At 47.6% G+C, this 14625-nt stretch carries 11 protein-coding genes; 1 reads left to right on the forward strand and 10 read right to left on the reverse strand.

The genetic code is table 11. The features are described from left to right. Positions 1 to 123: 123 nt before the first annotated feature. From HFE01_RS09065 to HFE01_RS09075, 3 genes are all read right to left on the reverse strand, one after another. Positions 124 to 1143 carry a hypothetical protein gene (locus HFE01_RS09065; protein ID WP_031461721.1) on the reverse strand — a complete coding sequence of 340 codons (1020 nt, stop codon included), beginning with the start codon at positions 1141 to 1143 and terminating at the stop codon, positions 124 to 126. Positions 1144 to 1350: 207 nt separating this feature from the next. Then, positions 1351 to 2184 carry a diaminopimelate epimerase gene (gene dapF / locus HFE01_RS09070; RefSeq protein ID WP_016822359.1) on the reverse strand — a complete coding sequence of 278 codons (834 nt, stop codon included), beginning with the start codon at positions 2182 to 2184 and terminating at the stop codon, positions 1351 to 1353. Between the two features lie 109 nt (positions 2185 to 2293). Further along, positions 2294 to 5092 carry a calcium-translocating P-type ATPase, SERCA-type gene (locus HFE01_RS09075; RefSeq protein ID WP_107733362.1) on the reverse strand — a complete coding sequence of 933 codons (2799 nt, stop codon included), beginning with the start codon at positions 5090 to 5092 and terminating at the stop codon, positions 2294 to 2296. A gap of 230 nt (positions 5093 to 5322) precedes the next feature. Here HFE01_RS09075 and HFE01_RS09080 point away from each other — a divergent pair, with 230 nt between their 5' ends. After that, complete coding sequence (locus HFE01_RS09080; RefSeq protein WP_107733361.1) at positions 5323 to 7071, forward strand: Rqc2 family fibronectin-binding protein; 1749 nt, start codon at positions 5323 to 5325, stop codon at positions 7069 to 7071. Positions 7072 to 7165: 94 nt separating this feature from the next. Here the strand turns inward: HFE01_RS09080 and HFE01_RS09085 are convergent, their stop codons facing one another. The 7 genes from HFE01_RS09085 to HFE01_RS09115 form a co-directional block, all read right to left on the reverse strand. Next, positions 7166 to 8035, reverse strand: a complete 870-nt coding sequence (locus HFE01_RS09085; protein WP_107733360.1) for a PHP domain-containing protein — start codon at positions 8033 to 8035, stop codon at positions 7166 to 7168. Further along, positions 8019 to 8993 carry a selenium metabolism-associated LysR family transcriptional regulator gene (locus HFE01_RS09090; protein WP_016822363.1) on the reverse strand — a complete coding sequence of 325 codons (975 nt, stop codon included), beginning with the start codon at positions 8991 to 8993 and terminating at the stop codon, positions 8019 to 8021. Before HFE01_RS09090 ends, HFE01_RS09085 begins: the two co-directional genes overlap by 17 nt. A 200-nt stretch (positions 8994 to 9193) precedes the next feature. Next, positions 9194 to 9631, reverse strand: a complete 438-nt coding sequence (locus tag HFE01_RS09095; RefSeq protein WP_013371860.1) for a hypothetical protein — start codon at positions 9629 to 9631, stop codon at positions 9194 to 9196. A gap of 229 nt (positions 9632 to 9860) precedes the next feature. Beyond that, positions 9861 to 10121, reverse strand: a complete 261-nt coding sequence (locus tag HFE01_RS09100) for a YlbG family protein (protein ID WP_017427798.1) — start codon at positions 10119 to 10121, stop codon at positions 9861 to 9863. Positions 10122 to 10155: 34 nt separating this feature from the next. Beyond that, on the reverse strand, positions 10156 to 10596 hold the full coding sequence (locus HFE01_RS09105) for a YlbF/YmcA family competence regulator (protein WP_016822365.1): 441 nt from the start codon (positions 10594 to 10596) through the stop codon (positions 10156 to 10158). A 107-nt stretch (positions 10597 to 10703) separates the two neighbouring features. Beyond that, positions 10704 to 12689, reverse strand: coding sequence for a helicase-associated domain-containing protein (locus HFE01_RS09110; protein ID WP_107733359.1), 1986 nt, complete (start codon positions 12687 to 12689; stop codon positions 10704 to 10706). Positions 12690 to 12695: 6 nt separating this feature from the next. Continuing rightward, a complete protein-coding gene (locus tag HFE01_RS09115; protein WP_107733358.1) occupies positions 12696 to 14519 on the reverse strand; it encodes a DNA repair helicase XPB in 1824 nt (607 codons plus the stop codon). Between the last annotated feature and the right edge of the window lie 106 nt (positions 14520 to 14625).

Raw genomic sequence — 14625 nt, forward strand, 5'->3', positions numbered from 1 at the left:
CTAATGTAACATAAAGAGACTACAAACATAAGCCAAAAACAAAAAAAGCCGCCTCACGCCCCGACAAAATGATACCAGGAGTAAGGCAACTTGAGTTATCATTTTCTATTTACCACTACATTTTCATAGCATTTTCCCATCAGAAGAATGGAGAGAAAACTCGTAAAAAGTCCCTTTTTTATTTACTTTAGCCACAATAGAATCCGTCCCCTTTTGGGAGAACGTATATTGATTTCCTTGAACATTCACTTTATAACCGGACACATTGATATTGAACAATAGTTGAACCTTAGGCTTGACCAGCTTCAATGCTTCGGCGGCGGTATATTTTGGACTTGCAAAAGATTTTTTGAAATCTGCGTCATCATTCCAGTCCATCCCAGAGGTGGATACAGCCAGCACTTTGCCAGTTACCGCTCCAATTTTGACCTCATTCGCCTCACTTGCATCCTCGAACGACCAATAAGAAAGCCCATTCTTCTCATCCTTGTAGCGTGAGGCATGCTGCACTGTGATTCGCTGTCCACTCACTCGCTTAAATGTGTTCATTGCACGGTTCAATAATACTGGGTCCACCTGTCTCAGCGCATAGTCCGCATTGACGGTAATAGCATTACCTTGATCCACATCAACATACAATGAGGAAGCTTTTTCTCCTGCCCCCCAGAATACCCAGTAATTCGAAGGCTTGTTGGACTGATAGGGGGATTTGACCCGCCAGAATGCTTCAAATTGTAAGGGACGCTTGCTGTCAAACGCTTTGGCGCTGTTTAATACTTTTGCCTTGAGTGGCGCGTTCATCGCCTTTCCCAAACTACTTATTTTATATCGTATAGTTGTAGAATCTACTCTGTTTTTCTCTTTATTATATTCTGTCTGCAACGTAGCTGTTCCGTCTTCCAATTCACCCTCGACAATCCAGGTTTTCCCCATATCCGTTACATCGTCAAATTGAAATGCAGCTTTTGAACCGATAAGTTCTTGTACTGCTTTTTCTAAACGGCTTACGACTGTCGGAGTTAGCGAGCCCACCTGCTTGTCCGTCGTTCCCGTGGCAGCAGGAATAGTCGCCGCTTGAACCGGAAGCGCGGTGGCTACAAGTATGAGGACTGCAACTGCTGAAATCCAACGAAATTTCCGCACTATGAACGGCCTCCTTATCGTTTTCTCATTTTCTATATTATACATTGTTCAGACGTCAAAAAAAGACAGAATATCGCTTGGTTCACCATTTCCCCAGTAAACAGCGGCATAAAAGGACAAAAAAAGAAGACCTACTCAGGTCTTCTTCCCCTTCACTTCTATATATTCTCAGGTCATTTACGGGCTATTCTTATCATTCACATCAATTCAGAATAGACGACCTTCGAATACAATCTCAGCCGGACCTGTCATATAAATGTGATTATCATCCTCGCTCCATTCAATATCCAGATCGCCGCCCTTTAGGCTTACCATGGCGCGGCGGTCGCTGTATCCATTTAGTACAGAAGCAACAAGCGTAGCACAGGCTCCAGTTCCACAGGCTAGCGTAGGTCCTGCTCCCCTCTCCCATACCCTCATATCTATATGCTTCCGACTACGTACCGTGGCGAACTCAACATTTGTTTTTTTAGGGAACAATGGATGACACTCCAGCTTTGGCCCCCAGGCCTCCAGATCAAAGCTAGGCGCATCCTCAACATAAATGACACAGTGCGGATTTCCCATAGAAACAGCCGTAAAGCGAAAACCACTTCCTCCAGCTTCAATGGGCTCATCTATTACGTTAGTCAAATCGAGTGTAGTTGGAATTTTCAATCCTTCCAGAATCGGCTCTCCCATATCTACCTTTACCATTCGTACAGTTCCGTTTTCCACAGTCAGTTCAACCTGCTGCACACCTGCACCCAGCGTCTCAATTGTGATCTGTTCACGGTTGATATGCTTACGGTCATACACATATTTGGCAGCACAACGAATAGCGTTACCGCATTGCTCGGCCTCCGAGCCGTCCGAGTTAATGATGCGCATGCGAAAATCTGCTTTTTCAGACGGCAATATATATACCAATCCATCGGCGCCAATACCAAAATGTCGATCACATAGCCGAACAGCTAATTCCGAGGCGTCAGACGGCAATTCCTGATGCCCGTACCAAACGATAAAATCATTACCCAGACCATTCATTTTAGTGAATTCCATAGCTTCCCCCCGCCGTTGCTGCTGATCTCATGCTCCTCTTGAAGCTTTGATCCCATAATATCATACAGGGCAAAAGCGGGAAAGCGATGCGATATGCAAGACCCGAATTCTAGGCTGAGAACTTTGTACGTCCCGCTGAAAATCGTGTATTTCCGCCGTGACGACGGTTACGTCGACCGCCCCATACACTTCCCGCTCCCATTAGGAACGTAGGAATTCCAGCTGCGACAATAGATAGTGCCCATTCACGTAAACCAAGGGGTACCGTTTTGAAAATAGGCTGCAGCACAGGCACATACATTACAACCAGCATCAGTACAATGGAGGACAGTACGGCAAGCACGAGATAACTATTTTGAAACGGATTACGATGGAAAACGGAGCGGGAGCTGCGGCAATCAAATACATGAATTAACTGCGCCAGCACTAACGTAGCAAATGCAACCGACTGCGCTTTGATCAATTGCCCTGCATCATTCGGAGCAATCCGTAATGTCAACCAAAAGGCCGCAAGTGTACATAAGCCAATCAACAGACCGCGACTAATAATTTTCCAGCCCAGTCGACGTGCAAAAATATTTTCCTTTGCGCCACGAGGCTTATGCTCCATAAGATCCTTTTCCGGCTGATCCACACCCAGAGCCATCGCTGGCAAACCGTCAGTTACCAGGTTCACCCACAAAATCTGAATGGGTAACAAAGGTAGCGGCAGCCCAGCCATCATGGCAAAGAACATCGTCAAAATTTCGCCAACATTGGAGGCGAGTAGATAACGAATGAATTTACGGATGTTCTCGTAAATATTTCGTCCTTCCTCAATTGCCGCTACAATTGTTGAGAAATTATCGTCACTCAGTACAAGTGCAGCTGCTTCTTTGGTCACGTCTGTTCCTGTAATGCCCATGGCAATACCGATATCCGATGCCTTGATCGCAGGTGCGTCATTGACGCCATCTCCGGTCATAGCTACGACATGTCCGCGTCTTTGCAGCGACTTGACGATTCTCAGCTTGTGTTCCGGCGACACCCGCGCATACACAGAGACGGTATCAACAACGTTATCCAACGCCGCATCATCCATGAGAGACAGTTGCTGTCCTGTCAATACATTTGAGCCGCGTTGGAGAATGCCCAGCTGCTGTGCAATGGCCTCCGCAGTTGTACCATGATCGCCCGTAATCATCACCGTGCGAATGCCGGCACGACGGCACTTGCCAATGGCCTCGCGAACCTCGCGGCGTGGCGGATCAATCATGCCGGTCAGGCCGATAAAAATCAGCTGTGTTTCAGCCTCCTCAACTGTAGAGACACGCTCATGCGAGCGGATATCACGGTAAGCGACGCCAAGTACACGCAGCGCCTCCGATGCCATACCTTCATTGGCTGCCAATACCTTTTGGCGCAGCGTACCCGTTAACGGAACGACATTCCCTTCCCATAAAATGTAAGAGCACTGACCCAGTAGCACGTCTGGCGCTCCTTTGGCAAATACAATATGTCCTCCCTGGTGGCGTACGAGTACCGACATCCGCTTCCGATCTGAGTCAAAAGGAAATTCTCGCTCCCGTGTGTACAGTTCGTATAGCCCTTGTCGCGTGACTCCGCCTTTGGCAGCTAACGTGACCAGCGCTCCTTCTGTCGGATCACCTTTCAGCTCCCAAACAGCGGAAGGCGTCGGCTCTTTGGTTTTCTTTTTTGAACGCAGCTCATCTATGTCAGCTTGAACAATCTCCGCATTATTACAAAGTACACTAGCTTGCAGCAATCTACGCAAGGATTGTCCGTTTTTTAGGTCGGCCGGAAGATCCCTGTCCATAATATGACCGTGTGGATCATAACCTTCCCCGGTAACTCCCCAGAAACGACCATCCAGCCACAGCTTGGTGACTGTCATTTTATTTTGGGTCAGTGTGCCCGTTTTGTCAGAGCAAATGACAGACGCACAGCCGAGCGTCTCAACGGAAGGCAGCTTGCGCACAATGGCCTTGCGTTTGATCATACGCTGTACACCCAAAGCGAGTGCAATGGTTACAATCGCGGGCAATCCTTCTGGTATAGCTGCCACAGCCAAGCTCACGCCGGCCAAAAACATGCTCATGGCTGGCTGACCATGCAAAATACCCGCTACGACCACGAGCACGGTTAGCGCTAACGCCACAATAATCAAAATTTTGCCCAACTGTTCCAGTCTGTGCTGTAACGGTGTCTCCTGCGACTCCGTATTTTCGATCAAGTCTGCGATCTTTCCCATTTCGGTACTCATGCCTGTGCGAATGACCACGCCTTGTGCGGTGCCTCTGGTCATCATGGTGCCCATAAAACCGATGTTCTTTTGGTCCCCAAGAGGTACTTCGGCGGCATGAATAGGACGGGAATGCTTACTCACCGGAACCGATTCACCTGTCAGGGCAGACTCCTCAACATCACAGCCATTTGTACTCAACCACCTTACATCTGCAGGGATACGATCACCACTTTCCAGCAGCACGATATCGCCCGGCACCAGTTCTCTGGCCTGAACATGTATTCGTTTGCCGCCTCGCAGCACCTTGGCGGTTGGAGCCGAAAGCTGTCTTAAAGCTCGCAATGAACGTTCAGCTCTGAATTCCTGCACAAAGCCGAGAATTCCATTTAGCACAACGATAGCAATAATGGTAATCGCATCCAGATACTCGCCGAGTAGGCCAGAGATCAGGGTCGCTCCCATCAATACAAGCATCATAAAATCCTTGAACTGGTTGAGCAGCAGCAAAATTGCCGAAACACGCTTGCCCTCGCTCAGCTCATTCCAACCCGTCCTTTCTCTTCGTTCCGCAATCTGTTCCTCCGAAAGACCCTGCTTCGGGTCGACTTCCAGACTAGTTGAAAGCTGCTCATTGCTTAATTGGTGCCAGTGTGCTTGTTCCATTCTCCCCAATTCCCTCCCGGTCAGATAGTCCGTTTCCGTCGGTTGTGCGTAGGATGGCTGCCCGTTATTCTATTTTTGTGCCACGATTGCTGATATGCTGGACAGACTTTCTTGATTCAATCTATTCGGACAGGACTCGAAATATCACAAAGCCGCTTAAGTTTTGTCCCAAAGTTATGTATCATAGGAGGAAGGCGAAAATACATTTGCTTCAAAGGAGAACATACATTATGGCATTGGACGGAATCGTAACCCGCGCTATCGTACACGAACTGCAAGCCATCCGGGGCGGGCGCATTAATAAAATACATCAGCCAAACGAACGCGATATCGTGCTGAACCTGCGGGCACAAGGCGGGAGTATAAAGCTGTTGCTGTCGGCTAATCCGACATTTCCGCGCGTACATTTTACAGAGCAAAGCTTTCTCAATCCGACAGAAGCTCCCATGTTTTGTATGCTTCTTCGCAAACATTGCGAAGGAGGCATTATTGAGAACATCACGCAGGTGGGCATGGAGCGCATTATTCATATGGATATACGTCAGCGTGATGAGCTGGGGGATATTTCATTGAAGCGCATTATTATTGAAGTGATGGGTAGACATAGCAATATTATTTTGCTTGACCCGGAAACAGGTATGATGCTGGATGGCATTCATCATGTCACACCCTCTATCAGCAGCTATCGGGTCGTTATGCCAGGCTTTCAATACACAGAGCCTCCTGAACAAAATAAGCTGAATCCACTAGAAGTCGAAGAAGCAGCCTTCATCTCCTCGTATCAAGCAGCCCTTGAGGCCGAAGAAGCTCCCAAACGCTGGCTCGTGAACACTTTTACCGGACTTAGTCCCCTTATTGCTGAAGAGATACTAATCCGAGCATCTAACGAAGAAGCATCTGGTGACAAGGATCGCCGACTGTGGAGGACATTCAGTGACATTATGGATGACGTGCGGAATCATCGTTTTCAGCCAGTATCTGGACTGAACGCACAAGATAAAGTAATATTTTCAGCCATTCCACTGACGCTGATCGAAGGAGAACGTAAGGAATACGCTACTATCAGTGAGTGTATGGAGGACTTTTTCGGTGAAAAAGCAGAAAGGGACACGGTTAAGCAAAAGGTTAGCGACCTACTACGGTTTCTCCAAAACGAGCGGAGCAAAAACGTAAAAAAACTCGATCATCTCCATCAGGATTTGGCCGAAGCGGAAGATGCCGATCAATTTCGGATTTACGGAGAGCTGCTATTTGCTTCACTGCATGAGGTAAAAAAGGGAGACAAGGAAGTAACACTCACTAACTTTTATGACGAGGAACAGGGTGCGATCAGCATTCCATTGGACCCGCTACTCAATCCTTCAGATAATGCACAACGTTATTTTAAAAAGTATAACAAATATAAAAACAGCCTGGCTGTCATTGACGAACAACTAGCAAAAACACACGAAGAAATTCGTTATATGGACAATCTTCTTCAGCAGCTAGCCCATGCCTCTATTAACGACATTGAGGAAATACGTGAAGAGCTGGTTCAGCAGGGCTATCTCAGAGATCGGGTTAAAAAAGGAAAGAAAAAGAAGAAAAATGACCGCCCGACCTTGCACGTATATACATCATCCGAAGGCATCGAGCTGCTGGTCGGCAAAAATAACTTGCAGAATGAATATGTGACCAACCGACTGGCCGGACCCAATGACACGTGGCTGCATACAAAGGATATTCCAGGGTCACACGTCGTTATTCGTGCCGAGAAATTCGGAGACGCAACGTTGGAGGAAGCTGCTCAACTGGCTGCCTATTTCAGCCAAGCCAAGCAGTCTAGCAGCGTACCTGTAGACGCCACCTTGATTCGGTATGTACGCAAGCCAAGCGGTGCGAAGCCCGGCTTTGTCATCTACGATCATCAGCGTACGCTCTTTATCACACCTGATGAGGAACTGGTCAAAAAGCTGCCGAACCGCATCAAAAACGGCTAAGTTCCACCAGCATATGGAATCTACAAAAAAACCCTTTGCCCGTTGCACGTACACTTCTAGTGTTCCATGCGGTAGGCAAGGGGCTTTTTCTCATTTACTTTTGTCCAACAGCAGCCTTTCTCAATTCCTCGACAATCTGACCATCCACACTACGGCTACCCAGATCACCGTGGAAAATCACACCTTGGCGTGCACCGTGAAAATCCGAGCCGCCCGTTGCGATAAGCCCATAGTGCAGCGCCATTGCAGTATATCGGCTCTCAGCCTCAGCATCATGGTCTGAATGGCTCACCTCCAACCCTACAGGCTTCGCTGCCTCTATTATGGAGCGCACCAGTTCATCATTTCCATACAAGCCAGGGTGGGCCACTACAGGCACTCCTCCTGCTTCACGAATCCAGCTTATAGCCTCCGCAGGCTCTACACGGGGTACAGATACGTATCCGGGCGCACCTTCTGCCAAGTAACGGTCAAACGCATCACGCATGTCCTTCGCGTAACCTTTTTGAACCAGGGTATCTGCCATATGCGGACGTCCAATGCTTTCATCTGGCGCTAGTGGTCTGCCCATTGTAACCACCACCTCATCTAGTGTGATTTCCAGGCCCAAGCTACGCAATCGACTCAAAATCAAATCATTACGGGTATCCCGCGCCTGTCTCAGCTTTTCCAACCGTTCCAAAAATATTTTATTACGGTAATCCATAAAATAACCTAATATATGAATATCTTTGCCACCAGCACGTGTACTGATTTCCACACCCGGCACCACGGTCATTCCAATGCGTCTTCCCTCCTCCAAGGCTTCCTCCAAACCGGCCACCGTATCATGATCTGTAATAGCCACACCGGCCAACCCTTTTTCCTTCGCCCAGCGCACATTATCAGCAGGTGATTGCATACCGTCAGATGCTTGGGTGTGTGTATGTAGATCATATCGTTGTGAATTAATCTGTTCCTTCATTACGCAATTGCTCCTCCTCTTTCATCACTACAAGTTTGTCCTGCGAGTCCTCGAATACGTCCAATCCCTGATCATGACGACGCAAGTAAGATAAAAAAGTTACTACCGGGATTGGCAACAAAGCTGATTTCAGATGAATCGCATAAAACTCTCGTTTGAAGGTAATATCTGAAATATTTACAATTTTCAACAACCCGAGCGCAACCTCGTGTTTGACTGAAGAAGGTGACAGCATGGTAATCCCCAGTCCTGCCTCTACCGCTGATTTGACCGCTCCAGTGCTGCCCATCTCCATTACAATATCAAGTCGAGAGGCATCCGCACCACGATTTTTGAGCCCATCTTCTATGACTTGTCGTGTACCAGAACCTTTTTCTCTAGCTACAAAAGGATGCTTGAATACATCTTCTAAAACTACTTTTTTGGCCTTGGCTAACACATGCCCCGAAGGAACAATCAGCTTCAGTTCGTCCTGCATCACAGATTCCACCACAATATCCGGGTGTTGTACCGGGGCCTCAATCAGCCCTAAATTCAACTGATGCTTTAGTATATCATCCATAATTTGAGTCGTATTCATTACATTCATTGCCATGCGTATGTGAGGGTACTCCTGACCAAACGGGCCCAACATTCTTGGCACAATATATTCACCAATCGTTAGGCTGGCGCCAATATGCAATCTTCCCTCCAGCATGTGAGTAAAAGCAGACATTGCCTCGTCAGCTTCCCTGATCAGTTGCATACTTCTTTTTGCAAAAGGAAGTAATGTCGCTCCTGCCTCCGAAAGCTCAATTTTTTTAGTCGATCGGTGCAGTAGCTTCGTGCCAAAATAATCTTCCAAAGATTGAATTTGCATCGTCACCGCAGGTTGCGTCATATGCAGCGCTTGCGCCGCCGCCGAGAAGCTTCCGCGCTCCGCTACGGTATAAAAAATGTGCAGCTGATGAAAGTTCATATTGACAGCCCTCTCCCCTCTGATCTCCTTATTTTAGCATAAGAAAAACGTCTGCGAACAATTTCCGAGTAAACTTACCGAAATGAGGAGTATATGCTTGCAAAATAAAAAAGCATGCAGCTGATAACTGCATACTTCTACTCAAACTCGACGGTGTCAATGAGCGCGGTTTCTAATGGAACCGTTCGCCAAATCACCGTCTATTTTTGCTTACGAGTGCTTTTCATCAGTGTCATGCGCCGCGAATGGCGCAGCCATGAATAGTAAGATTTTAAGTCCCTCAATTCGATAGTCTCTGACATCCGACCCAAAAAGGTAATGATAATCATCTTATGAAGCGGATTTCCCGCAATGTCCATCTCACCTGGCAACTCACCAAATTCGGCGACAACGACCAGATCACCATCAATTAAATATACATCCTCTTCATTATGATAGTAGGACTCCATCCTGTTTTGCTTCAGGCACTCCCAAAGCCAGGCGGCGATATGATTCGTCTCGGACTGTTTCTGCTCTACCCGATCTAAATAACGTGTTTTCGCATGATTTGTAATCACGATATCGGCGACTTTCTTATCGCCCATCTCCACGTAGAACGGTTCGTATGTACTCCATCGCTGCATTGCCTTGTCACGCACGGGATCACTCTCCCCACCAGATAGGTCTTTATATCTACCAATATATTCATATGTTACCTCAACAGACCCGGGACTACAAGTTACAAAATTGAAGTTTATGGGTGTTTTTTAAAGATTTTTTAGGTCTAACAGCATTAAGATTAGTATGCAAAAGTCCTGGCTTCACAAAAAAAAGCCAGCCCGTAGGCTGACCTTTTTTAAGAATTCTGAATGTATAGACAATCAAAGCTTATATTTCATATTCTTTCATCTTTTCCTTATCGTCGTTGTACTCCGTCCTAATCTCATTTCGGAAAGAGCGCTCAACCTTACGTACATAGGAAAGTCTGCGAATATTTTTAACGGTGTCCTCTGCCCGATCCGCATTCATATAAATAACTACATAATGCATACGCTTTGAAATATAGTGGACATTTCCGTATTTCTCCAGATTGCGGGCAGCCTTGATATCGCTTACCCAAATGATGTACCCTGTCCGCTCGGCAAACATTCGCTTCATCTCCCCTCCGTATCATTCCTATGGCCTATCCGCAGGAGCATTTTCCTCCGCTGCCGCATCCGCCCTTTTTCACATTCGGATCGTTGCTCGGCACCTTAATGGTCTCGGACACGGAATATGCAATCGTTTCAGACATGGCATGAAGCATATCATCCAGCGCCTTTTCGGCCCGTTTGAACTCCTTAACAGCCTCAAATTGTTCTAGCTCCAGTTCAACGACCTGCACCGCGTCCTTCGCTTCATGATAGTTGGGATGAAAATGCCCAAAACGCTCCGTTTCAGCGAAAAGCTCCTTTTTGGCATCCAGCTTGCGTACACACGCCTGAATAGACGGATTCAATTCCACACGCTGCTTCCAATATAAATAATCCGATACCTCAAAGGACCGGTTGACCATATCGCCCAATTCATAGGCGTTAATAAGCACTTCTGCCATATTGACCGTGTTCAATTCGGCTACGCTCATGAATGTCATCTCACTTTATATAAAGTTCTACCCAATAAAAGTAGACTCATTTATCATACCACATCCTTCTTTTGAGAAGAAGGAGTTTCATGCACTTCCTGACACGACTATGTAAAAGGAACCAACAGCCTCATCTCGGACCAATCCCTTGGCTGCAAGGTCGCACGAGAAGGTGTTTCCTCATCCATTCCTGAGGCGTACCAGCCTGTGACACTCCAGGGATCGCCAGAAACCACTGATTCCGGTATCCATTTAACCTCTTTCCCGCTGATACGCAATCCCACCGCCGCCTGCCAACGGATCGCTTGCTCCATCAACTGCCTGGAAGTGGACGTATGGTAACTCCTCCATTCTTTTGTCCATGAAGAGGGTACTGTAGATCTTTCTGGAAAATAGTCAGACGGATCAGGCAGGGTGTGCTCTTGTTCATAGAAATGCAACGTACGCCCTGTGTAAACCAGACCAGCTCTTCCCTCTTGTGAAAATAGGGAACGGCCTGCTTCTAGGTTCTCTATCTCCGTCAAAAGTGGATAATGATGAGCTGGCTCATCCGCACCTTTTGGCTCAAGACGCGGACTTAATCCAATTGCAGCGAGCGCTTTTCTTATTTTGTCAGCAGAGCGCACCGGGATAATAAAATCTTTGTCACCGAGTCGCTCCAGTGATCCTTCCAGTGCAGGATGACGCGCAACTATGTCCGCATCATCCTGAGTACCGCATCGCAAAAGTGTTACCGTCGCAAAAGCCGTTCGTCCGACATCGCCTGCCCACTGCTCTACTGCCAGCCGTACATGTTCTGGCACCCCTGTCCGACTGTACTTGTCCAAAAGAGCAGGAATCGCCTTGGACTCCATGCCCAGCTCGATTGCCTCTGTAATACTCTCTCTGGTAATCCGATATACTACCATCCGGTCTCCTGTCACACGTTCACAGCAGCATTCCAATCGCCAGCGCACATCATATGCGACATCTGGCGGCACTAATATTTCAAAATCAGGCTGCACATAAAAGGCACCTTGCTCTTGATGTGTATCCTCACCATGATAGGGACGAAGCAGATCTGTCACAGAGACATTCCAGCGAAAACACAATTCACCTGATGTGGTCTGACCCCAATCCCCCATTCCAAAAGCCGTCAGGGCCTTCAACCAACCCTTTATATCTTCCATAAAAGGTCCATTGAAATTAAAATCAGATACTGTTTCCTCCGCAAGCCCATTGAGAGTTGCGTTTGTAGGAACAATGTCTATAAGGGTACCGTTCGTAGAATCATTTCCCTTTAAACGATTCTGCGGCATTAAGCCTACCTGAAGCATCCATTGCAGCAGACATTGAATAGATACCCATCCATCCGTACCTACATACTGCGAGACGGCACACAGCATATAGCGAAAATGCTGTATGGGCGCTTCAGCCTTGCCGTACCTTTCCATGAGGGTGGCAAAAATATGCTTGCGCATTTGCCCAGCAGACAAACGAATCCATATCGCCAGTTCCGCTTCCTGAATACGGAAAGACACAGTTTCTTTCACTAAAAGCCCCAAACTGAGTAGTAAATCGATCATGACCACCGTTTGTACTGGATACAGCTCGGCATGCGCATAATGTAACCCTAGTCCCTCCAGGTCCTCCGGACGAAAGGGGGTCAGTTCATTTAACTTTTGCAATGACCGCTTATGTATGGTTCCTTTGGCCGTCAAAGGAATTCCCTGCATCGCAATACGTGACAACACATGCAGTAACTCTGACTCCAGTCCAGTCATTGCTTCATGTACCGTTATCGGATGATCCGTATGTATCTCGTTCATTGGAGTTTGCTCTAACAACATATCGTACAGAGCGGGTAGTCGATCAACCGGAATATATAAAATCCGCTCACCCCACGATTTGGTAACTGCCTCCAGCCACCCCCGGGTGCGAAGCCCATGCAGTGCCAGTTTTGTTTCGACTCCGCTTAAGGCACCTTGGGTAAGCTGCACAGGCTCCTCTTCCCTCATAGGCTGTGCAGCATGTCGGATAAAGCATCGTTTAAGCACCAGCAGTTCATCCGCTGAAAGCTCATTCCAGCTGCCTTGCGTATTCGTTACGCCCATCCTTGATTAGGCCTCCTTTTTCTTTCCACCATCTTCTGTCCCATCCTCCTGGCTTCTGCTAGCCATTGTCCTATCAAACCTGCGAACCGCATATTCATAGCCCTGCTCAATCAGAAACAGCTGACGACGTGCTGCAAAGTCCGTCTCCCTACTATTCTCCGTCACTAATGCATAAAAATAAGCTTTATTCTCGCCTGGCTTTGGTCGTAAAATGCGGCCAAGTCGTTGTGCCTCTTCCTGACGGGAGCCAAAGCTACCCGATACCTCTATGGCCACCGCTGCATCTGGCAAATCCACCGCAAAGTTCGCCACCTTGGATACCAATAGGGTCTGAATACTACCCTTGCGAAACGCATCGAACCAACGCACCCGCTCACTCTGAGTCATGGATCCCGTAATCAGTGGAACGTCCAGCTCCTGAGCCAATTTACGTAACTGGTCTAAATATTGACCAATAATAAGCGTGGGTAGACCCTTGTGTTTCTCCATTAGACTGCGTACTGCCTCCAGCTTAGCCGGATTTTCGGCTGCAATTCGGTATTGCTGTCTGCCTTCAGCGCGCATACTTCGCTCCAAAAGGTCAGCGGTCATAGGCAAACGCAGCTCTACACAATCGACCTGAGCAATCCAGCCCTGTCGTTCCAGTTCCTTCCACGGCATATCGTACCGTTTGGGTCCAATTAAAGAGAACACATCCCGCTCACACCCGTCCTCTCGAACTAACGTAGCTGTTAATCCCAAACGACGGGTAGCCTGAATATCAGCCGTCGCTCGAAATACTGGCGCAGGCAGCAAATGTACCTCATCATATATAATGAGTCCCCACTTCCGCTCACTCAGTAGCTTCATATGTTCAAACTCTCCGTCTTTGGTGCGACGATGCGTCAAAATCTGGTAGGTTGCCACCGTTATCGGTCGCACCTCCTTTTTCTGACCACTGTATTCCCCGATAGAATCGACAGGAATATTCGTCTTTTGCTTCAATTCTTCGATCCATTGCCGCACGGAGATAGTATTAGAAGTTAAAATAAGCACCTCACACTGAAGGCGATTCATCACTGCCATACCGATCACTGTTTTTCCAGCTCCACATGGGAGCACTAGTACACCACTCCCCCCTAAGCCGTCTGCACCTTCAAATGCATCAGCGGCTTTCACCTGGTAATCACGAAGCTGCAACTCCGTTTGTCCCTTTCCCAAGGTAAAACGAAGTAGGTTCCCCTCAAGATAACCTGCCGTATCCACAACAGGATATCCCAAGCGAGTTAATTCCTGCTTGAGCAAGCCACGATTTTCGGGCGGTACGGATGCACTTGTCTCATTGGTGCGAAGCAAACCAAGCTGTTGTAGCTCTTTCTTGTTTAATAGCTCATCCAGTAAAGCTGGGGTCTCTGCCGTCAAGATCAAGTGATCCCCTATTGTGTATGTGTTGGTTTTACTCGTCTTTGTATCTCTGTCTGACTCATGCTCATCACGATTCGCGTCAATCGTATCAGTGCCGTAAATTTGTTCTTCTTTTGCACTTGCTCGTGACAGCGTCAACGTCCCGTAACGAGATACAAGCTGTTCAATATCTCTCAACAAATCACGCGGAATATCCCAACGGGACATAGCGTGCAAACTATTTTGAATGTCCTCAGCACCCCACCCGAGAGCGGCCGCATTCCAGAGCGACAATGGAGTGATGTGATATGTATGAAAAGCGGACGGACTTTTTACCAGCTCTGCATAAACCTGCAACTGTGAACGGGCCCATTCCGAATCGGGCAAACCCATTTCCAGCAGAACGGTAAAATCACGTTGTACAATACAAGGATGATCTGGGTTCATGACTACCTCCTGACACTCAAAAGTTCTATAATAAATAGCTTATCCGTTTATTCGCATATCAACCGGAATAGCAAGGAGTCCAACCCACACTCGGGTTGAACTCCTG

The organism is Paenibacillus sp. EKM10P, assembly GCF_011800655.1.
In the GTDB taxonomy this organism is placed as follows: domain Bacteria; phylum Bacillota; class Bacilli; order Paenibacillales; family Paenibacillaceae; genus Paenibacillus; species Paenibacillus polymyxa.

Bases quoted from the DNA above. Each gene is read 5' to 3' on its own strand.
- HFE01_RS09075 (WP_107733362.1), bottom strand. From the start codon at position 5,092: ATGGAACAAGCACACTGGCACCAATTAAGCAATGAGCAGCTTTCAACT.
- HFE01_RS09090 (WP_016822363.1), bottom strand. From the start codon at position 8,993: ATGAACTTTCATCAGCTGCACATTTTTTATACCGTAGCGGAGCGCGGA.
- HFE01_RS09080 (WP_107733361.1), top strand. From the start codon at position 5,323: ATGGCATTGGACGGAATCGTAACCCGCGCTATCGTACACGAACTGCAA.
- HFE01_RS09105 (WP_016822365.1), bottom strand. From the start codon at position 10,596: ATGAGCGTAGCCGAATTGAACACGGTCAATATGGCAGAAGTGCTTATT.
- HFE01_RS09110 (WP_107733359.1), bottom strand. From the start codon at position 12,689: ATGGGCGTAACGAATACGCAAGGCAGCTGGAATGAGCTTTCAGCGGAT.
- HFE01_RS09085 (WP_107733360.1), bottom strand. From the start codon at position 8,035: ATGAAGGAACAGATTAATTCACAACGATATGATCTACATACACACACC.
- dapF (WP_016822359.1), bottom strand. From the start codon at position 2,184: ATGGAATTCACTAAAATGAATGGTCTGGGTAATGATTTTATCGTTTGG.
- HFE01_RS09100 (WP_017427798.1), bottom strand. From the start codon at position 10,121: ATGTTTGCCGAGCGGACAGGGTACATCATTTGGGTAAGCGATATCAAG.
- HFE01_RS09115 (WP_107733358.1), bottom strand. From the start codon at position 14,519: ATGAACCCAGATCATCCTTGTATTGTACAACGTGATTTTACCGTTCTG.